The organism is Pseudomonas sp. DCB_AW, from assembly GCF_026240895.1.
In the GTDB taxonomy this organism is placed as follows: domain Bacteria; phylum Pseudomonadota; class Gammaproteobacteria; order Pseudomonadales; family Pseudomonadaceae; genus Aquipseudomonas; species Aquipseudomonas kermanshahensis.
In genome coordinates, this window is sequence record NZ_JAPFCE010000023.1 from 24481 (window position 1) to 44257 (window position 19777).

Genomic DNA, 19777 nt, shown 5'->3' on the forward strand with positions numbered 1-19777 from the left:
CATGAGCCAGGCCAGCGCGCTCAGGGCGCCGACACCCCAACCATTGCCGCCAACGGCCAAGGAACAGGCCCTGCGCCCAGAGGTCAACGAAGCCCACGTGCGCTTCATCGGCCTCGGCAAGACCTACCCTGGCCAGGCTCAGCCTGCCTTGCAAGGCATCGACCTGAACATTCGCCATGGCGAGATCTTCGGCATCATCGGCCGCAGCGGCGCCGGCAAGTCGTCGCTGCTGCGCACCATCAACCGCCTGGAACAACCCAGCCAGGGCCGCGTGCTGATCGACCAGGTGGACATCGCGTCCTTCGACGAGGACCGCTTGGTTGCGCTGCGCCGGCGCATCGGCATGATCTTCCAGCACTTCAACCTGATGTCGGCCAAGACCGTGTGGCAGAACGTCGAGCTGCCACTGAAAGTGGCCGGCGTGCCCAAGGCCGAGCGCCAGCGCAAGGTGCGCGCACTGCTGGAGCTGGTCGGCCTGCAGGAAAAGCACCACGTTTACCCCGCGCAGCTGTCGGGCGGGCAAAAGCAACGCGTCGGCATCGCTCGGGCGCTGGTGCACGACCCCGAGATCCTCTTGTGCGACGAGGCCACCTCGGCACTCGACCCTGAAACCACGGCCTCGATCCTTGAACTGCTGCGTGACATCAACCTGCGCCTGGGCCTGACCATCGTGCTGATCACCCATGAAATGGCGGTAATCCGCGATATCTGCCACCGCGTGGTGGTGCTGGAGCGCGGCGAAGTGGTCGAGCAAGGGGAAGTCTGGCGGGTATTCGGCACACCGCGCCATGAAGTGACGCGGACCTTGCTCGCGCCCTTGCAGGCCAAGCTGCCCGCGACTTTGCAGGCCAGCCTCAAGGCCAGCCCGCAGAGCCGCGACAGCGCCGTGGTGCTCAAGCTGACCTTGCTCGGCGAGCCGGAGCTTTCTGCCCTGTTCACCGACCTCGGCGGCCGCGTGCGCCTGCTGCAAGGTGGCGTTGAAACCATCGGTGAACATGCGCTTGGGCAGTTGATCCTGTCGGTGCAGCATTCGCCACACGACACCCACCAATTGCTGGAGCGTGCCCGCCGTTGGGCCGAAGACGTGGAGGTACTGGGCCATGTGGTTTGATCGCCTGCTTGAAGGCTTGCTCGACACCCTGCTGATGGTCGGCGTGTCGTCGCTGATCGCGCTGTTGGTCGGTGTACCGATGGCGGTGCTGCTGGTCACCAGCGACAAGGGCGGCATCTTCGAGGCACCGCTGCTGAACCGGGTGCTGGGCGCGTTCGTCAACCTGTTCCGCTCGATCCCGTTTCTGATCCTGATGGTCGCGCTGATCCCCTTCACCCGCCTGGTGGTAGGCACCACCTATGGCGTGTGGGCGGCCGTGGTGCCGCTGACCATCGCCGCCACCCCCTTCTTTGCCCGGATTGCCGAGGTGAGCTTGCGCGAAGTGGACCACGGCCTGGTGGAAGCGGCACAAGCCATGGGCTGCCGGCGCTGGCACATCGTCTGGCATGTGCTGCTGCCCGAGGCGCTGCCCGGCATCGTCGGGGGGTTCACCATTACCCTGGTGACCCTCATCAACTCGTCAGCCATGGCCGGGGCGATTGGCGCCGGTGGGCTGGGCGACATTGCCTATCGGTATGGGTACCAGCGCTTCGACAGCCAGATCATGCTGACCGTGATCGCCATGCTGGTGGCGTTGGTGGCGTTGATTCAACTGGGTGGGGATCGGCTGGCGAAGGGGTTGAACAAGCGGTGAGTTATTTGGGGCCCTTTTGCGGCCCCATTCGACGTCGCGCAGAAAACTAAATTATCGTTGAGATAGAAACCATATAAAGGCGCTAAACCGTTCTAGCGAAACAATACTTTCGTTTTTTTGCATTGATCTCTTCTCATACCCTAAAACTAAATAAAACCTTAGTTTTCCTTGAATGTTCCCTGTCGCCGACCATAATCGAAACTATTCTTTCGAACCGGCTGAACACCCATGGGCTCCCTCAAACAGATCCAGACACCTCTCGATTTGGGAAATGCAGTACGTGAGGTACGCAAAAACCAGGCAATAACCCAATCGGACCTGGCCCTCATCGTCGGCAAAAGCCACGTCCTGCTCAGGGACATCGAGCGAGGCAAGGGCAGTGTGTCACTCGCAAGCGTCCTGCAAGTGATGCAGGAGCTTGGCATACGGGTCTATGTGGATGTGCCTGACAAATGAGAGCCCTCCAAATCCTGATCAACAGCCACCACGTTGCAACGCTCAGCGACAACGCAGGTGTCTGGAGCCTGGAATATACGCCAACCTGGATAGCCCGACCCGATGGCTATGATCTGTCGCCCGCACTGCCTCGTGCCAAAGGCTTGCTGGTTGATGGATCATCCGAGCGCCCTGTCCAATGGTTCTTCGACAATCTGCTGCCCGAAGAGCAAGCACGCACATTGCTGGCCAGCGATGCAAAGCTCGAATTCGCGGACGCTTTTGGCTTGCTCAGCTACTACGGTTCAGAGTCGGCAGGTGCAATCACATTGCTACCTGAGCCACAACTTGAGCAGGCGAGCGGGCTGAAGCCCATCTCGGACGCTCAGTTGAGTGAGAGGATTCGCAACCTGCCCCGAGTCGCACTGACCACAGGTGCCCCGAAGCGTATGTCACTCGCTGGCGCGCAGCACAAGCTGCCGATTGTCATGGAAAAAGACGCCCTGTTCGAGTGGAAGCCAGAAGGCGTCCGCACCCACGCTGACATTACCAGGGCCAGCGTCATCAGCCTCGGTGAAGCCATTGGCGTACGCGCGCCGCTGGGTAACAAGATCATTGATGAGCTGGTACCGGGCGTGGAAGATGCAGCAAGAGACCTTCTGGAAAAAAACGCCCATGCCTGGCATGCCGGTGAAAGCAGGCTGGTCAGGCGCATCGTCCATGGCGTGATCCGCGACATGACGGAAAAACTACGGCCCTGAGCCATCACCCCCAATCTAGGTCTTGCGCCGGCACCGGCCGGCCGAACCAGTAACCCTGGCCCAACTGGCACTGCTCCTGCAGCAGGAAGCTGGCCTGCTCTTGCTGCTCGATGCCCTCGGCATGCACTTGCATGCCCATGCTGCGGGCCAGGGCAATGATCACCCGCACGATCGCGATGTCGTCATCGTCATGAGGCAGGCCCGCGACAAAGCCCTGATCGATCTTCAGCTTCTGCACCGGCAAACGCTTGAGCCGCAGCAACGACGAATACCCCGTGCCAAAGTCGTCGATCGCCAAGGTCACGCCCAGTTCACGCAGGCGATGCAGCTGCTCCAGCGCCACTTCCGGGTCTTCCATCACCGCACTCTCGGTGACTTCCAGCTCCAGCATCGCCGGGGCCAAGCCGGTTTCGTGCAGCACTTCGGCCACCTGCCGATACAACGCGTGCTGGCCAAACAGACGGCTTGAGATATTCACCGCGACGAACGCCAGCTGCCGGCCTTCGCGCTGCCACTGCACCATCTGCAGGCAAGCCTGACGCAGCACCCAGGTGTCGATTTCGGCAATCAACCCGGTGCGCTCGGCGATCGGTATGAACTCGCTCGGCGGCACCAGGCCGCGCTGGGGATGCGCCCAGCGCACCAGGGTCTCGACCCCTACCCGCTCGGCCGTGGCCAGGTCATGCACCGGCTGGAAGTACACCCGCAGTTCATCCTGCTCCAAGGCACGGCGCAGCTCGCCGGCGGTTTCCACCCGGTGCTGGGCGTGCGCGGTCAGCTCTTCGGTGTACAGCGCATAGCAGGCGCGCCCGCTGCTCTTGGCCTTGAACAGTGCCGCGTCGGCATTGCGCAGCAACTGCTCGGTACCCAGCGCATCGCTGGGGAACAGGCTGATGCCGACGCTGACACTGATGAACAGGCGATGGCCATCAAACACGAACGGCTCGCGCATACGCTCGATGATGCGTTGCGCCAGCTTGCCCGCCTGGCCGACTTGCTGGCAGTTCTCGGCCAGTACACCGAACTCGTCCCCCCCCAGCCGCGCCAGGGTCACCCCATTGCCCACCACCTCGCCCAGGCGCTCGCCCACCAGCTTGAGCAACTGATCGCCGATGGTGTGTCCAAGGCCGTCGTTGATGCTCTGGAAATGGTCCAGGTCGAGCAGCAGCAAACCGCAACCGCGTTTGTTGGCTTGCGCCGTCACCAGCGCCTGCTCGACGCGGTCGGTGAACAGCAGGCGGTTGGGCAGGCCGGTCAGCGGGTCGTGATGGGCCAGGTAGGCCAGTTCCTGCTCGGTATGTTTGATCGCACTGATGTCGCTGAAAACCGCCACGTAATGGCTCAGCTCGCCAGCGTCATCGCGTATGGCGCAGATCGTCTGCCATTGCGGGTAGATCTCGCCGCTTTTGCGGCGGTTCCAGATCTCGCCACTCCATTCGCCCTTTTCGGCCAGGGTGGCAAAGATCTGCTGATAGAACGACGCGCCATGGCGGCCCGACTTGAACTTGTTCGGGCGCTGGCCAATGACCTCGTCCTGCTGGTAACCGGTAATACGCATGAAGGCGCGGTTGACGTGCACGATCAGGCCTTGGCGGTCGGTCACCAGCACCCCTTCGAGGGTACTGTCGAACACCGCCGCCGCCATGCGCAGCCGCTCGCGGTCCTCACAGCGCAGGCGCGCGCCAATGCCGATGAAATTGAGCAGCCGTGCCCGCGACACGAAAATCAGCACCGCGCTGAACAAGACCCAGATCACCACATTGATCTGCCGCCCCACCGTCAGTGCCAGCGGGTCGTCAGTCATGCCATGCAGGAGCATCTCTGCCAGCACCAGCCAGAGGATCGACAGCACCACATAGAGCGCAGCCATGCGCAAGGCGTCGCGAACGGAAACAGACATGTCGGGTGGAATGGCCCATGAACGAAGAGCGCGCATTATAAAGGGTGAAACATGTCGTGACGTCCTATCTGAAAGGGTGACTGGTTTTATTTCCCTGCCAAGGGATAATCAGACCCTTCCCCTGTGTTCTCGAGGGTTTTAACACCTATGTGGTACAACGGCCTGCTCGACTTGTCGGCCTGGCAACTGGTCGGCATCACTTTGTTGATGACCCATGTGACCATCGTCAGCGTCACGGTTTACCTGCATCGCTACTCCGCGCACCGGGCCTTGGAGCTCAACGGCGCGCTCAAGCATTTCTTCCGTTTCTGGCTGTGGCTGACCACGGCGCAGAACACCCGCGAGTGGACCGCCGTCCACCGCAAGCACCACGCCAAGTGCGAAACCCCGGACGACCCGCACAGCCCGGTGCACAAGGGGTTGAGCACGGTCCTGCGCAAAGGCGCCGAGCTCTACCGCGAAGAGGCACGCAACCCCGAAACCCTGCGCATCTACGGCAAGAACTGCCCGGACGACTGGATCGAGCGCAACCTCTACTCGCGGTACAAGCTGGGCGGCATTGCCCTGCTGGCGGTGATCGACCTGCTGCTGTTCGGCACTCTTGGCATCACCATCTGGGCGGTGCAGATGATGTGGATTCCGTTCTGGGCCGCTGGCGTGGTCAATGGCCTGGGCCATGCCGTCGGCTACCGCAATTTCGAATGCCGGGACGCCGCCACCAACCTGGTGCCGTGGGGCATCGTCATCGGTGGCGAAGAGCTGCACAACAACCACCACACCTATCCCAACTCGGCCAAGCTGTCGGTAAAACGCTGGGAATTCGACATGGGCTGGGCCTGGATACGCCTGTTCTGCTTCCTGCGCCTGGCCAAGGTGCAGCGCGTGGCGCCGATCGCCCACAGGGTCGAAGGCAAGGCCAACCTGGACATGGACACTGCCATGGCGATCCTCAACAATCGCTTCCAGATCATGGCCCAGTACCGCAAGCTGGTGATCGGCCCGCTGGTGCAGCAAGAGCTGGCCAAGGTCGACGCGTCGATGCGCCACCGTTTCCGCCGCGCCAAGCGCCTGCTGTCGCGGGAGACCAGCCTGCTGGAAGACCGCCACCACGTGCGCATCGAGACGCTGCTCGCGCATAGCCAGGCCCTCAAGGTCATTTACGAAAAACGCCTGGCCCTGCAGCAAATCTGGGCACGCACCAGCGCCAATGGCCACGACATGCTCGCGGCCATGAAGGACTGGGTGCACGAGGCCGAAGCCAGCGGCATCCATGCCCTGCACGACTTCGCCGCACAACTGAAAACCTACTCCCTGCGCCCAACCGGCGCCTGACCGCCGTTGATCGGCACGCCCTGCTGGCAGGGCGTGCCGCCTGGAACTTCCCCCCCTGCCCACCACTCCAACTCGGCACATCGCCCGCGTGGCGGGCCTGATGCTGGCCGCACGCTCACTTGTCGAGACTCGCTCGTGCACATGGCCAAGAACATTCCAACTTCCCTGCCCGGCCCCCCACCTCCAGAAGCCGCCAAGACCTTGCTGGCCTTGCTGCACGCCCAAGGCGAAGTCGCCCGCCTGAGTGAACGCGAACAACTCTTCAGTTCGTTGCTGGACAGCGTCAATGCCGTACTCTGGGCCTTTGACTGGGAAGCTCGCCAGGTGCTCTACGTCAGCCCGGCGTACGAACGTATCTTTGGCCGCCCGATCAGCCTGGTGCTGGCCGACTACAACGAGTGGCGCGACAGCATCTACCCCGACGACCTGGAGTACGCCGAGCGCAGCCTGGCCCAAGTGCTGCTCAAAGGCTCGGTGGAAGACCGCGAATACCGCATCCTCAATGCCGAAGGCCAGGTGCGCTGGCTGAGTGACAAGTGCTACATCAACCAGCACCGCGAGGGCGAACAGCGGGTCATCGTTGTCGGTATCGCCGAAGACATCACCGAAAAGAAGCAACTCGAAGGCGAACTGCATCGCCTGGCCACCACCGACGTGCTGACCCAGAGCAGCAACCGCCGGCACTTCTTCGAGTGTGCCCAGCAGGCCTTCGACAGCGCCCGCGAGGACGGCACGCCACTGGCCTTCCTGCTGCTGGACATCGACGATTTCAAACAGATCAATGACAGCTACGGGCACCAGGAAGGCGACCAGGTGCTGCAGCGCATCGCCGACAGCGGCAAAGCCGTGCTACGCCGAGGGGACCAGTTTGGACGTATTGGTGGCGAGGAGTTTGCGGCCGTGTTCCCAGGCTGTAATGCACAAGTGGCCGAGCAGATCGCCGAGCGTTTGCAGCGAGAGATCCAACGGCTGAGCTTCAGCCACGACGAGCACGTCTACGGGGTGACCGTGAGCCAGGGGCTGACGGCGTTGACGGATGAGGATGAGTCGCTGGACAGCCTGTTCGCCCGCGCCGATGCGGCGATGTATCGGGCCAAGCGGCAGGGGAAGAATCAGATTGTGCGGGGCTGAACTCAGCACAGGCCATGCACGATTTGTAGGAGCGGCCTTGCGTCGCGAAAGGGGCGCGTAGCGGCCCCAGGCTTTCAGCTTCGCCGCCGATATTGCCGGGGCTGCTTCGCAGCCCTTTCGCGACGCAAGGCCGCTCAAGAATCGCACGTGATGTCAGATGGAGGCTTCGTCCTGCGGCTTCTCCACTTTGCGCAACCGGCCCAGCTCCGCCAAGCCGAGCTTGAGCAGCCGTGCAGTCTTGTTACTGGCAACCTGCTCCAACCCATGCTCAGCCGGCAGCCGTGACAATTGCCCGGCCAGGTTCATCGCCAGGATCTCCCGCGAATACACACCACCGCCCAGTTGGTAAATGGCCGCAATCAATTCACGCAGTGCCAGCGGCAAGCGCCAGCGCGTGCGCAGCGCCGAACCGAACGCCGCGCCGTATTCATCGAGCGACTTGCGGACCGTGCCCTCGTCCAACTCACCGCCGGCCAGGCGCCACTCTTGCAGGCAGCGCAGCACCGCCAGGTCGCCCAGGCAATGCAACAGCCCGGCACAGTAACAACGCCCTTCATCCAACTCCAACATACGCGCCAGGCTGCGGCCGTATTCAGCGCAGTGCAGCGAGAGGTTCCAGAAGTGCGCCGCGTGCTGCGCCAGCAAGGGGTCGCTCAGCCGTGCGCTGCGCTTGAGGGTCATGCCCAGGATGAGGTTCATGCTCTGGGTGCTGCCAAGCTTGTTCAACGCCTGCAGCAACGTTTGCACGGGCGCGTCGCGGTGCAGGGCGGCGCTGTTAGCGGCGGCGATCAGCACCGCGGTAACCTGCGGGTCGTTGCGCACTTCCTCTTCAAGCACCTTGAGGTTCAGGCCCTGAGGGTTCAGCGCGCGCTTGATCGCCACCTGCACATCGGCCAGCAGCGGCCCGCCATCGGCAGTCGCGCGGCGCTGCTCGAGGTAACCGGTCAGGCTGGCACCCGGCTGCAAAGGCGGCACCGGGCAGGCGATTTCTTCGCCAACGGCCAGCAGGAGTTCTTCCAGGCGCTTGCGCAGGTTATCCAGGTTCAGGGGCTTGCTCAGGTAAGCGGTGGGGTGCAGGGGCAACGCTTCGCGCACGCTGGCACTGTCGCTGCGGCTGCTCATGAGAATGAACGGCAACCCCGGGCCTTTGGCGCGGACCTTGCGCAGCAGGTCGAGGCCATCGACGCCGGCCAGCTCACGCGCAGCGATGATCAGGTCGGGCTTGCTCGACAGCGCGCTCAGCGCCTGCGAGCCGTCGGCGCAGACCTGCAGACGGGCGTCGCAACGCACGCTGAGCAGCATCTCCTTGAGCATGTCACGCACCCACGGGTCGCCCTCGACAATCAGTACGCAAGGTGGGGTGGGGTCTACAGCGCTCATGGCCAACTCCTGAATATCCCTGACACGCAATCCGTCGCAGCTTCCAAGGCAAGTCCTGCGTCAACGATAGCGTCCATCGCGTTTTCTGGGCACAAAAAAAACCCGCCGAGGCGGGTTTTTTCTGAAGCGTGTCACATTAGGCGAGTTCGGCGAAGCACTCTTCGATGATCGCCAGGCCTTTGTCCAGCAGTGCGTCTTCGGCGGTCAGCGGGACCAGAATACGCAGGACGTTGCCGTAGGTGCCGCAAGACAGCAGGATCAGACCCTTGTCACGTGCCTTGGCAACCACTTGGCCAACGGCAGCAGCGTTCGGGGTGTGAGTGCCTTTCTCGAAGACTTCGACAGCAATCATCGAGCCCAGACCACGGATGTCACCGATGATCGGGTTCTTTTCCTGGATCTTGCGCAGGCCAGTCACCAGGTGCTCACCAACAGCCTTGCTGCGGTCCAGCAGTTTTTCTTCTTCGAACACTTCGATCACGGCCAGGGCCGCGGCGCAAGCGATCGGCGAACCGGCGTAGGTGCCGCCCAGGCCGCCTGGTGCGATGGCGTCCATGTACTCGGCCTTGCCGCACACACCGGCCAGCGGGAAGCCGCCAGCGATGGATTTGGCGAAGGTGGTCAGGTCAGGCGCGACGCCCATCTGTTCCATGGCGAAGAAGGTGCCAGTACGGCCAGCGCCGGTCTGCACTTCGTCGGCGATCAGCAGGATGCCGTGCTGGTCGCACAGGGCGCGCAGGCGCTGCATCAGCTCTTTCGGCGCTGGCAGGAAGCCGCCTTCGCCTTGTACGGGCTCGAGGATGATCGCGGCGATGTCCTTAGGCTCGGCATCGTTCTTGAAGATGCGCTCAACCGAGGCGATGGCGTCGTCGACGCTCACACCGTGCAGTTCGTTCGGGAACAGTGCGCGGAAGATGCCGCCTGGCATCAGGCCCATGCCAGCGGAGTACGGCACGACCTTGCCGGTCAGGCCCAGGGTCATCATGGTACGGCCGTGGTAGGCGCCGGTGAAGGCGATCACGCCAGCGCGGCCAGTGGCGGCACGGGCGATCTTGACGGCGTTTTCAACGGCTTCGGAGCCGGTGGTGACCAGCAGGGTCTTCTTGTCGAAGTCGCCTGGGACCAGCTTGTTGATCTTTTCGCACAGCTCTACGTAGGGTTCGTAGGCCAGCACCTGGAAGCAGGTGTGGCTGACTTTGGTCAGCTGCTCTTGCACGGCTGCAACCACTTTCGGGTGCAGGTGGCCGGTGTTCAGTACTGCGATGCCGCCCGCGAAGTCGATCAGTTCGCGGCCTTCAACGTCGATCACCGTCGAGTTCTTCGCGGTGTCTACGAAGATCGGGTGGATTTGGCCGACGCCACGTGGGACGGCGGCTACACGGCGTTGCATCAAGGATTCGTTGGTCTTGCTCATAATGCCCTCATTGCGCCGATCAGAATGGCGCTTTTATTCGGGGGTGGCTGGGAGTGCTCGCGCACAGTATTCGTTGATCGACTGCCGTGAACGCCCTGGCCACCAGGTACTGCATGTAAAAAAGGCCAGCGAGACGTCGCTCTCGCGCCCCGCTGGCAGAGGTAAAGCCTTTTAACCGGTGATCAGACGCTGATGCACAGGTATTTGATTTCGAGGTAGTCCTCGATACCGTATTTGGAACCTTCGCGGCCCAGGCCCGAAGCCTTGATACCGCCAAACGGTGCGACTTCGTTGGAAATCAGGCCGGTGTTGATGCCAACCATGCCGTATTCCAGCGCTTCGGCAACACGGAACACACGGCTCATGTCGCGGGCGTAGAAGTACGAAGCCAGGCCGAACTCGGTGTCGTTGGACATGGCGATAACTTCGGCTTCGTCCTGGAAGCGGAACAGCGGCGCCAGTGGGCCGAAGGTCTCTTCCTTGGCGACAGCAGCGGTCTTCGGCACGTTGACCAGAATGGTCGGCTCGAAGAAGTTGCCTTCGATCAGCTTGCCACCGGCCAGCACCTTGGCGCCTTTGGCGACCGCGTCTTCGATGTGTTCCTGAACCTTGGCGACAGCTTTGCCGTCGATCAGCGGGCCAGTGGTGGTGCCGTCTTCCAGACCGTTACCGATCTTCAGCTTGGCCACTGCAGCAGCCAGCTTCTCGGCGAACGCGTCGTAGACGCCGTCCTGCACGTAGATACGGTTGGCGCAGACGCAGGTCTGGCCGTTGTTGCGGTACTTGGAGATGATCGCGCCTTCGACTGCCTTGTCCAGGTCAGCGTCGTCGAACACGATGAACGGCGCGTTGCCGCCCAGCTCCAGGGAAACCTTCTTGATGTCCTTGGCGCATTCTTGCATCAGCTGGCGACCGATTTCGGTCGAGCCGGTGAAGGACAGTTTGCGAACCAGGGAGTTGCCAGTCAGCTCGCCGCCGACTTCGCCAGCGCTGCCGGTGACGACGCTCAGCACACCAGCCGGGATGCCGGCACGGTGAGCCAGCTCGACCAGGGCCAGCGCGGAGTACGGGGTCTGCGAAGCAGGCTTGAGCACCATGGTGCAGCCAGCGGCCAGGGCCGGGCCGGCTTTACGGGTGATCATGGCCGCCGGGAAGTTCCACGGGGTGATGGCCGCGGTAACGCCGATTGGCTGCTTGATGACGATCAGGCGCTTGTCAGGCTGGTGGCCTGGGATGGTGTCACCGTAGACGCGCTTGGCTTCTTCGGCGAACCACTCGATGAACGAGGCGGCGTAGGCGATTTCGCCTTTGGCTTCGGCCAATGGCTTGCCTTGCTCGGTGGTCATCAGGCGAGCCAGGTCGTCCTGGTTCTCGATCATCAGTTCGAACCAGCGACGCAGCTTGGCCGAACGCTCTTTGGCGGTCAGGGCGCGCCAGGCCGGCAGGGCCTTGTCGGCGGCTTCGATGGCGCGGCGGGTTTCCGCAGTGCCCATCTTCGGCACGGTACCGATGACTTCGCCGGTGGCCGGGTTGGTCACCTTGATGGTCTGGCCATTGTCCGCATCCAGCCACTCACCATTGATATAGGCTTGCTGGCGGAACAACTGAGCGTCTTTGAGCTGCATGTCGGCTTCCCGAATTGTTGATTGTTGAAAAGCGCCCAAAGCAGGGCATCGAGCGTTTGAAATCTCAAACGAATGCTAAGCGGCTGCTGGGGTGTAGGACAATAGGCTGTTCGAAAAAAAGAACGAATGGTTGAACAGACTATCCGAAATCGCCCGCAAAAGGGCCGGTACAGGGTAGACGATCGGGCTGAAAGAAATGTGAAAGGGGGAGTGTTTGGCGTGAGATTTTCAGCGCCTATGAGATCGAGCGCCGCCCGCGCGGCGCTTCGCGGGGCAAGCCCGCTCCCACATCTGTTTCGGGCCAGTTATCCCGAAGGATTGGCGCGCGGCCCCTTGGCGCCCGTCTCAATATCGCGTCGTACAAACAAGGTGGTCGCGCGCAAATGCCACAGGTCTCACTGGCCCGAAACAGATGTGGGAGCGGCGGTGCGGCGGTCCGACTTGCCCCGCGAAGCGCCGCGCGGGCGGCGCTCGATTTGCGCCCCACCTCAAAATCCAAGGCTGGCGCATGAAAGCCACACCCCTTGATCAAGAAACGATCAAACCTCAGAACGCCTTGCCCAGGTCTATCACCAACGCCCGATACCCGACACTGCCCGGCTGCCGGCTGTGCACCTTCAGCTCCACCAGCACCTCCTGCGTCCCGCGGCGCACCTCATTGAGCACGGTGGTAGTCAGCTTCTCTGGGGTCAGGAAATTCACCGAGGCCGAATAGATGAACTGGGTATCGGTCTCGGGCCGGTAGGCCACCACCGAGGTCACCGGGCTGTACCATTCGTCACCGCGCGCTTTGCCGTACTCCCACACCTGCTCGACCGTGCCCTTGGCCTCGTCGATCTTGTACTCCACCGCGCGGCTGTAGTTACCAGCCAGCTTGGTTGGGGCAAAATCGCGCCCCCAGCCGTTGTCGAACACGGTCAACGTGCCTTTGCCCGTGAGCCAGGCGGTGTGCTGGGTCCAGGACCAATCGAAGCCTTCGCTCTGCACCGGCGTCAGCACCTTGTCCTGCAAGCGCTCCGGCCACCCCTGCGGCGAGGCGAGAATCCACTTCACGGTTTTGTCACGGCCGATCTTCACCACGCCTTGATGGCGTGCTGAAACGATGATGCTGTCGTCATCTGCGTCGTAGTCGATGGCATTGACGTGCGCCCAGTTGCGCCCGGTGCCAACGCCTGGGGTGTCACCGAACGGCAGGTCGCCTTCGGCCAGTTCGTTGGCCAGCCGGTCTTCGTGCTTTTGCACGCCGTCGGGTAATTGGATCGCCGCCTTGCCAAGGGTTTCCAGCAGGTCGCCGCGGTACGGGTCGAGGATCTGGTTCAGGTCCCAGAAGTCCAACACATCACCCGCTTCGCTCACCTCGATGATGTGGTCACGGATCGAGCGCACGCGCTTGCCGTCTGGCCGGCGATAGTCGCTGGTACCGACCCGCAACAGGTAAGTGCCGTTGGCGGTCTCGCGGATTTCGTGGGAGAAGTCGGCAAACTTGTCCGGCAAGCTGCGTTGCCAGATGCGCCGGCCAAGCAGGTCGTACTTGGAGTAAGTCTGGCCCTGGCCCCAGATCAACTTGCCGTCACGGGTCTGCTGGAAGCCCATGGTGCCGCCCAGGCCGTCCCGGCGGTTGGAATCGTGAATCTGCTCGATATCCAGGTACCAGCGCACGTCGCCATTACTGTCGGCGATCCAGTTGTTGCCCACTTGGTCCCACTCGGCCGCACCGCCCAGGGCATTCCACTTGAAGGCGCGGCCGCCCGGAATATCCCCCTGCAGGTGGTTGAACAGGTAAAGACGGTTTTCGAAGCCGGGCGCTACCTTGATGGGTTCGACCTCTGGCAACGCCGCAGTCTGCTTCGCCACCACCGGCAGGCGCACTGCCGGCGCATAGACCTGATAACGCTCGCGGATGCGCTCGCCATCGAGCTTGTAGGTCACTTCAACCTGGTTGACGTAGTCGGGGTACAACCCGAACACCGGGATGCCGCCATAGGTCCACAGCGAGCGGTCCGACACCTCGTAGGCGATGTCTACGCCCCGCTCGCCGCGGCCCAGCACGCGCACATGGGCCGCACTCAGCGTACGCCCGCCATCGCGGATGATGGCTGTCAGCGGTGCCAGGCGGTACGGGTTGACCACCACGTCGCCCAACAGCGCCTCATCAGGCCCGGGGACCTTGGCTGTGAGGCAGGCGCCTTCAGGCAATGCAGGGGTTTCGGTTTTAGCATTCATGGCAAAGCTCCTTGTGCTCAGAAGTCGTAACGGGCGGTAGCGCCGAAGGTGCGAGGGGTGCCGAGTACCCCGGCATAGCCACCGTTGGCGGAGTTCCACAGGCTGGTGAAGTAGGTCTTGTCGCCGGCGTTTTTCACCCACAGCGACAGGTCGAGCACGCCGTCGCCCTGGTCCAGGCGCACGCCGGTGGAGAGGTTGACCAGCGCATAGCTGGGGATCTGGCCGAAATCAGAGTCGTCGATGGTGCCCACCGCCTTGGAACGGAAGGCGTAGCTGGCGGTGACGTAGGGCTCGACGCGCTCGGCCAGCTGCCACTTGTACTGGGCGTTGAGGTTGGCGATGTACTTGGAGGCGCCGACCACCTGATGGCCCGACAGGTCGCAGGTGGCGGTGGCATTGGCCAGGCTGACTTCGGGCGGGCATGGCGCATCGTCGTACTCGGTGTAGCGCACGTCGTTCCACGAGCCGTTGAAGTTGACCGTGAGGCCGCGCACCGGCAGTGCCGTGGCCTCGAACTCCAGTCCACGCGAACGCACACGCCCCGCGTTGGCCAGGTACTGCACGCGGTTGGCCTCGTCATACACGTTGGCCTGGTAGCCATGCACTTCGGCCCAGAACAGGTTGGCGTTGAGCTGCAGGCGATCATCCAGCAGCGTGCTCTTGACCCCGATTTCGGCGTTGTTGACCCGCTCGGTGCCGACCAGCAGCGAGTCAGTGCCCAAGCGCGGCGCGGCGCCGACGGTAAGGTTGATACCCCCGGATTTCTCGCCATGGGTCAGGGTGGCATAACCCAGTACCTGGTCGTTGAAGCGGTAACTCAGGCCCAGCAGGCCAGAGGGGCTGAAGCTGTACTGGTTGAGATCCCCCGAGTCGTAGGCCCCCACCCGGCCCTGGCGCGCCGCCGCTGCGGCGCCGGTGACCGCCGCGCCCCCCGTAGGCGCATCACGGGTCACCCAGGCGCTTTTCTCCTCGTAAGTGCCGCGCACACCGGCGGTGAAGTCCAGGCGGTCGGTAAGGTGCCAGGTGCCCTGGGCGAACAGGGCATAGCTGTCGGTGTCGATGTGGCCATCACCGAGGGTGTTGACGTTGTTCAGGGCGCCCGCCGGGGTGATGTTCCAGATGTCTGCCTGAGGGCCGTAATAGGTGAAGGACTTATTGTCCAGGTCCTGCTTGAAGTAGTACGCGCCCAGCACGTAGTCGAAGGCACCACCGGTCGGCGAAGCCAGGCGAATCTCCTGCGAATACTGCTTGTCGCGCACCGACACACCAGCGCTGTAGAACACCGGCACGTTGAGGCCATCGTCGTTGCGCGGGGTAAAGTCCCACCAGCGGTAGGCGGTGATCGAGGTGAGGGTGAAGTCGTTGGGCAAGGTCCAGTTGGCCTCGACCGAAGTGCCACCCTGGAACACCGTCACCTGCTGATCGGCATCGAAATTGACCTTGCGGTCCTTGCCCGACACCAGCGTCGCGCCGGCCTGCGCTGCCAGGCTCTCGTAGCGGTTGACGCCGTTGATGGTCGGGCCGGTGCTGTACAAGCTGAGGATGCCGTTGTTGGAATCTTCTTCGTTGTACTCGCCGATCCAGCGCAGGTTGAAGGTTTCGCTGGGCTTGAACAGCAATTGGGTACGAAAGCCCTGGCGCTTGCCGCCGTTGAGGTCGTCACCGTTGTGGATGTTCTTCACGTAGCCATCGTCTTCGGTGCGGTAGGCACTGATGCGCCCGGCCAGGGTGTCGCTGATCGGCCCGGAAAAGCTGCCCTGGGTCTGCAGGTAGCCATCTTCACCAATCGACTGCTGAACGCTGCCCTCACGGTGGAAGGTCGGCTTGCGCGTGGTGATGTTGAGCACACCGGCGGTGGTGTTCTTGCCGAACAGCGTGCCTTGCGGGCCGCGCAACACCTCCAGTTGCTCGACATCCAGCAGGTCGAACACCGCCATGCCGGGGCGACCGAGGTAGACGTTGTCCAGGTAGATGCCGACGCTGCCTTCCAGGCCATCGCTGGCCGGGTTGTTGCCCAGACCACGGATCGAGATGCTCGATTGACGGGCATGCACATAGGCGACGTTGGTGCTGGGCACCAGTTGTTGCAGGTCCTGCACGCGGTAGATGCGCTGGGTTTCCAGGGTTTCGCTGTTCAGCACGCTGATCGGCGTGGGCACGCTCTGTGCGGTTTCTTCGCGACGGCGGGCGTTGACGGTAACGGTGCCAAGCTTGGCCTCCTGCTCCACGGCAGGGGCTGTGCTGACAGGCGCTTCGGCAAAGCTGCCAGTGGATGCCGCCAGCAACACGCCAGCGGCCAAGGGTTGCAGGGTGAACCGCGATGCGCGCGCAGGCCAACGGGAAACTCGGGACATGCTGATGCTCCTTGAGGCATGGGCCCTGAGCGAGCATTTCCGTTGGCGGAACCGAATCGCGGTCAGTCGGGCTTATATTCTTTTAAGTGATATAAATATTTGTAATTCATATTTAGTGGAATAAGTAACAGCCTTTATAAGGGGACTCACCCTTATCAGCAATTGCATTTGACCGAAGGTTTTAATGTAGAAAATGCATATCGATCTCCGTCAGCTGCGCCACTACATTGCCCTGGTCGAACACCGCAGTTTCGTGGCCGCGGCCGCTGCGGTGAACCTCTCGCAATCGGCCTTCAGCCGCAGCATCCAGACCCTCGAGCACAACATCGGCTGCCGCCTGGTGGACCGCGCCAGCAAAGAGCTGGCCCCCACCCGCCAGGGTTTGCTGGTGTTGGAGCATTCACGGCGGCTGGTGCACGGGGCGCACAACCTGGTCAATGAAATCCACCAGTTCAACGGCGCCACCACGGGCGTGGTGCGCTTCGGTTCCGGCCCTGCGCCAGCGGGGGGCTTGGTGCCACGGGCAGTGGCGCGCTTCGTCGCCGAATACCCAGCGGCGCGCACGTGTTTTCAGGTGGATAACTGGCAGGCGTTGAACCGCAAGCTGATCGCCGAAGAGATCGAGTTTTTCGTCGCCGACACGCGCCAGTTCGAGTCAGACCCGGATTACCGCGTGCACAAGCTGGCGCCGCAGCGCTGGCACTTCTGCTGCCGCGCTGGGCACCCACTGACCACGCGGCAAGCAGTGCAGGCGCGGGACCTGTTCGAGTACCCACTGGCCACCACCTTTCGCCCGCCGAACATCCGCAAGGTCCTCAGCGACCTCAGCGGACGGCAGGATTTTCTGCCCACGGTGGAATGCGAACATGGCTATGCGTTGCTGAATGTGGTGATGCATTCGGACACCATCGGCATTGCCTGCAATGCCAACCTGCGGCCGTATCAACGTGACGGGGGGCTGGTGGCGCTGAAGCTTTCGGACTTGGCGCCGGAGCACGAAGAAGCGTTTTATACCCGCTATGGGGTGGTGAGCCGGGTGGGGTATGGGTTGTCGCCGTTGGCGCAGGGGTTGGTCAGGCAGTTGATTGCCTGTGATACCGACCTATGAACAACCCTATCGCCCGCTGTGTGTAGGAGCAGCCTTGTGCTGCGAAGAGGCCGGCGCATGCCAAACGTAATGAGCCTGGCAGCACCGGCCTCTTCGCAGCACAAGGCTGCTCCCACAGACTGGGCAGTACTTAGCCTTTACGGGTTGTGCGGCTCAGTTGCCCATCCACCCCCACCGGCACCTCACCCGCCAACGTCACCCGCCGAACCACACGCGGCTGGGTGCCATAGTCATCCACCGCATAATGCTGCGTCGCGCGGTTATCCCAGATCGCCACATCCCCCGCTTCCCAGCGCCAGCGCACGGTGTTTTCCAAGCGCGTGACATGCCCCTGCAGCACGGCGAACAGGTGCTGCGAGTCGGCCAGCGAATAACCCTTGATGCGCTTCACGAAGTGCCCCAACTGCAGCGCCCGCTCACCGCTGACCGGGTGCACGCGCACGACCGGATGCTCGGTCTCGTACACCGTCGAGGTGAACACCTGGCGATAACGCTCCAGCTTGGCCGGGTCGACGTCAGGCTTGAGGGACGCGTAGTCGTATTCGTTGCTGTGCACCGCCCACAACTTGTCGGCCAGCTCGCGCAGTGGCTCGGGCAGCTCCAGGTACGCCGCTGCAGTATTGGCCCACACGGTATCCCCACCAGACGCCGGCGCCACCACGCTGCGCAGGATGGAGGCTTTGGGGTAGGCATCGACGAAGGTCACGTCGGTGTGCCAGGAGTTGGCCCGCTGGCCTTCGGCACCATCAAGCTGGAGCAGGTAGCTGGTGCCATCGACCACCGGCACGGTGGGGTGGGCGACCGGTTCGCCCAGCAACTTGGCGAAGCCTTCCTGGCTCTGGTCGTCCAGGTGGGTCTGGCCACGGAAGAAGATCACTTTGTGCTCGACCAAGGCCGCCTGTATGGCGTCGATCGTGGCGGCATCCAGGTCGGCAGAAAGCTTCAACCCGCGGATCTCGGCGCCGATACGGCCGGCAACCGGATGGATGTCGAGTTCAAGGGCGAGTGGCGCGGTGGCCAGGGCGGCATTGCTCATGGTCGTGGTCCTTGCGGTTATTGTCGGTTCAAAGGGTTAGCGGGCGGCCTGGACGGCCTGCTGCTGTTGCAGTGCGGTGTCGAGAAAGCGTGGCTCAACCCAGTCGGCAACCTGGAAGCCACGGCGGATCAGGCGCTCTTTGGCGGCCAAGTCGACGCCCTGCTGCAGTTGGGCCAGAAAATCAGCGTCCAGGCGTGGGTCGAAGTAATGCGCGAGGTTTTCCTTGGCCAAGTCATCGCTGAGGATGCTGCGCGGCCAGCTGGCGTTGTTTGCCACCAGGTCGACGTAGGCGTCGCGGTTGTGTTCGTCACGCAGCCACGCGGTAGCCTGCTCCTGGGCATTGACCAGGCGCTGTACCAGGTCTGGGTGCTGGCGGATGAATTCGCCGGTGCCCAGCAAGACCGCTTGGGTGCTGCCGGCGCCTTGCAGGTCGCGGGAATTGACGGGCAGCTCGACCAGCCCGCGTTCACGCAGCGCCAGCAGGTTCGACAGGCCCCAGGTGGCATCGATCTGCTTGGCGGCGATTGCGGCGTTGGCAGCGTTGAAGTCGAGGTTGATCACCTTCAGGTCACGCTCGGACAGCCCCTGGCTGGCCAGCGCGCTGGCGAACGACAGCTGGTTGGCAGTGCCGCGGAACACCGCCACACGCTTGCCCTTGAGGTCGTGCAGGGTCTTGATGCCGGACCCCGGCACCACCCCCAGGTAGCTTTTCACCCCCCGCACGCCGGCCGACAGCACGCGGGTATCCAAGCCATTGGCCTTGCCGACGATCGCAGCCAGGTCCCCCAGGTAGGCAAAGTCGGCTTGGCCATTGGCCAGGGCCTCGTTCACCACCGGCCCTGCGCCCTTGAAGAAGTGCCAATCGATGCGGATGCCGTCCTTGGCAAATTCCTTCTCCAGCAATTGCTGGTCGCGCAGCACATCGACCACGCCCCCGGCGCTGTGTTTGCTGCCAGCGCTCAAGTCGGGCACGGCGATGCGGATGCTCGCTGGCTGGGCTGACTCGGCAGCGTGGGCGTTGAGGGTGAAGACCAGCCCAAGGGCGGTGATCAGGTGGCGTAGTGGGGTTTTCATGGCAAGGCTCCTTGGCAGGCTGCCACCGACGAAGGCCGGCGCTTTGGCCAGAAGCTAGGCAGGTCTGGTTAGAACCTACAAAGATCAAAACTTCATTTTTTAGTAACCAGAAGGCATAAATCAGGCGTTATGCGGGCCTGCGGGGGGCTTGCGGGGAACGCATGGAAAATATGAGGAAAACGCAACGGTAAGGGGTTTGCGCATGCAAGGGTTGCATGCTCTTATCTCTTGAAATGCGCACTTATGAATTTTTAATTCC

General features: G+C 62.7%; 15 protein-coding genes. 7 read left to right on the forward strand and 8 right to left on the reverse strand.

What is annotated here, in order from left to right; genetic code table 11:
- The first annotated feature begins 1 nt into the window (after position 1).
- The 4 genes from OO306_RS14725 to OO306_RS14740 all read left to right on the forward strand — a co-directional run bounded on the left by OO306_RS14725 (position 2) and on the right by OO306_RS14740 (position 2941).
- The gene (locus OO306_RS14725; RefSeq protein ID WP_265969182.1) at positions 2-1111 is read left to right on the forward strand and encodes a methionine ABC transporter ATP-binding protein; all 1110 of its coding nucleotides are present in this window, start codon (positions 2-4) and stop codon (positions 1109-1111) included.
- Positions 1101-1745, forward strand: coding sequence for a methionine ABC transporter permease (locus OO306_RS14730; RefSeq protein WP_008096606.1), 645 nt, complete (start codon positions 1101-1103; stop codon positions 1743-1745). The genes OO306_RS14725 and OO306_RS14730 overlap by 11 nt, the downstream gene beginning before the upstream one ends.
- 228 nt (positions 1746-1973) lie before the next feature.
- Entirely contained in the window at positions 1974-2201 is a 228-nt protein-coding gene (locus OO306_RS14735) for a helix-turn-helix domain-containing protein (protein WP_033694250.1), read from the forward strand.
- The gene (locus OO306_RS14740) at positions 2198-2941 is read left to right on the forward strand and encodes a HipA N-terminal domain-containing protein (RefSeq protein WP_265969183.1); all 744 of its coding nucleotides are present in this window, start codon (positions 2198-2200) and stop codon (positions 2939-2941) included. The genes OO306_RS14735 and OO306_RS14740 overlap by 4 nt, the downstream gene beginning before the upstream one ends.
- A gap of 4 nt (positions 2942-2945) precedes the next feature.
- Here the strand turns inward: OO306_RS14740 and dibA are convergent, their stop codons facing one another.
- Positions 2946-4841, reverse strand: coding sequence for a phosphodiesterase DibA (gene dibA / locus OO306_RS14745; protein WP_265969185.1), 1896 nt, complete (start codon positions 4839-4841; stop codon positions 2946-2948).
- A 147-nt stretch (positions 4842-4988) separates the two neighbouring features.
- Between dibA and desA the strand changes: the two genes are divergently transcribed.
- Both desA and OO306_RS14755 read left to right on the forward strand, forming a co-directional pair.
- Complete coding sequence (gene desA, locus OO306_RS14750; protein ID WP_027595158.1) at positions 4989-6173, forward strand: delta-9 fatty acid desaturase DesA; 1185 nt, start codon at positions 4989-4991, stop codon at positions 6171-6173.
- 141 nt (positions 6174-6314) lie between these two features.
- A complete protein-coding gene (locus tag OO306_RS14755; RefSeq protein WP_265969186.1) occupies positions 6315-7304 on the forward strand; it encodes a sensor domain-containing diguanylate cyclase in 990 nt (329 codons plus the stop codon).
- A 153-nt stretch (positions 7305-7457) separates the two neighbouring features.
- On the opposite strand, the gene OO306_RS14760 is transcribed toward OO306_RS14755, so the two are convergent.
- The 5 genes from OO306_RS14760 to OO306_RS14780 form a co-directional block, all read right to left on the reverse strand.
- The gene (locus OO306_RS14760) at positions 7458-8684 is read right to left on the reverse strand and encodes a response regulator (protein ID WP_265969188.1); all 1227 of its coding nucleotides are present in this window, start codon (positions 8682-8684) and stop codon (positions 7458-7460) included.
- Between the two features lie 136 nt (positions 8685-8820).
- Positions 8821-10098 carry a 4-aminobutyrate--2-oxoglutarate transaminase gene (gene gabT / locus OO306_RS14765; RefSeq protein ID WP_027595155.1) on the reverse strand — a complete coding sequence of 426 codons (1278 nt, stop codon included), beginning with the start codon at positions 10096-10098 and terminating at the stop codon, positions 8821-8823.
- A gap of 182 nt (positions 10099-10280) precedes the next feature.
- Complete coding sequence (gene gabD / locus OO306_RS14770; RefSeq protein WP_027595154.1) at positions 10281-11723, reverse strand: NADP-dependent succinate-semialdehyde dehydrogenase; 1443 nt, start codon at positions 11721-11723, stop codon at positions 10281-10283.
- Positions 11724-12269: 546 nt separating this feature from the next.
- On the reverse strand, positions 12270-13946 hold the full coding sequence (locus OO306_RS14775; RefSeq protein ID WP_265969191.1) for an aryl-sulfate sulfotransferase: 1677 nt from the start codon (positions 13944-13946) through the stop codon (positions 12270-12272).
- 17 nt (positions 13947-13963) lie between these two features.
- On the reverse strand, positions 13964-16300 hold the full coding sequence (locus tag OO306_RS14780; protein ID WP_099428053.1) for a TonB-dependent receptor: 2337 nt from the start codon (positions 16298-16300) through the stop codon (positions 13964-13966).
- A 193-nt stretch (positions 16301-16493) separates the two neighbouring features.
- Here OO306_RS14780 and OO306_RS14785 point away from each other — a divergent pair, with 193 nt between their 5' ends.
- The gene (locus OO306_RS14785; RefSeq protein WP_027595151.1) at positions 16494-17408 is read left to right on the forward strand and encodes a LysR family transcriptional regulator; all 915 of its coding nucleotides are present in this window, start codon (positions 16494-16496) and stop codon (positions 17406-17408) included.
- Positions 17409-17538: 130 nt separating this feature from the next.
- Here the strand turns inward: OO306_RS14785 and OO306_RS14790 are convergent, their stop codons facing one another.
- Together OO306_RS14790 and OO306_RS14795 are read right to left on the reverse strand one after the other, a co-directional pair.
- Entirely contained in the window at positions 17539-18444 is a 906-nt protein-coding gene (locus OO306_RS14790) for a TauD/TfdA family dioxygenase (protein ID WP_265969194.1), read from the reverse strand.
- Positions 18445-18480: 36 nt separating this feature from the next.
- Entirely contained in the window at positions 18481-19518 is a 1038-nt protein-coding gene (locus OO306_RS14795; RefSeq protein WP_265969196.1) for an ABC transporter substrate-binding protein, read from the reverse strand.
- Positions 19519-19777: the final 259 nt, after the last annotated feature.

Bases quoted from the DNA above. Each gene is read 5' to 3' on its own strand.
- OO306_RS14760 (WP_265969188.1), bottom strand. From the start codon at position 8,684: ATGAGCGCTGTAGACCCCACCCCACCTTGCGTACTGATTGTCGAGGGC.
- OO306_RS14775 (WP_265969191.1), bottom strand. From the start codon at position 13,946: ATGAATGCTAAAACCGAAACCCCTGCATTGCCTGAAGGCGCCTGCCTC.
- OO306_RS14735 (WP_033694250.1), top strand. From the start codon at position 1,974: ATGGGCTCCCTCAAACAGATCCAGACACCTCTCGATTTGGGAAATGCA.
- OO306_RS14740 (WP_265969183.1), top strand. From the start codon at position 2,198: ATGAGAGCCCTCCAAATCCTGATCAACAGCCACCACGTTGCAACGCTC.
- OO306_RS14795 (WP_265969196.1), bottom strand. From the start codon at position 19,518: ATGAAAACCCCACTACGCCACCTGATCACCGCCCTTGGGCTGGTCTTC.
- OO306_RS14785 (WP_027595151.1), top strand. From the start codon at position 16,494: ATGCATATCGATCTCCGTCAGCTGCGCCACTACATTGCCCTGGTCGAA.
- OO306_RS14725 (WP_265969182.1), top strand. From the start codon at position 2: ATGAGCCAGGCCAGCGCGCTCAGGGCGCCGACACCCCAACCATTGCCG.
- gabD (WP_027595154.1), bottom strand. From the start codon at position 11,723: ATGCAGCTCAAAGACGCTCAGTTGTTCCGCCAGCAAGCCTATATCAAT.
- OO306_RS14790 (WP_265969194.1), bottom strand. From the start codon at position 18,444: ATGAGCAATGCCGCCCTGGCCACCGCGCCACTCGCCCTTGAACTCGAC.
- desA (WP_027595158.1), top strand. From the start codon at position 4,989: ATGTGGTACAACGGCCTGCTCGACTTGTCGGCCTGGCAACTGGTCGGC.
- dibA (WP_265969185.1), bottom strand. From the start codon at position 4,841: ATGTCTGTTTCCGTTCGCGACGCCTTGCGCATGGCTGCGCTCTATGTG.
- OO306_RS14730 (WP_008096606.1), top strand. From the start codon at position 1,101: ATGTGGTTTGATCGCCTGCTTGAAGGCTTGCTCGACACCCTGCTGATG.
- OO306_RS14755 (WP_265969186.1), top strand. From the start codon at position 6,315: ATGGCCAAGAACATTCCAACTTCCCTGCCCGGCCCCCCACCTCCAGAA.
- gabT (WP_027595155.1), bottom strand. From the start codon at position 10,098: ATGAGCAAGACCAACGAATCCTTGATGCAACGCCGTGTAGCCGCCGTC.
- OO306_RS14780 (WP_099428053.1), bottom strand. From the start codon at position 16,300: ATGTCCCGAGTTTCCCGTTGGCCTGCGCGCGCATCGCGGTTCACCCTG.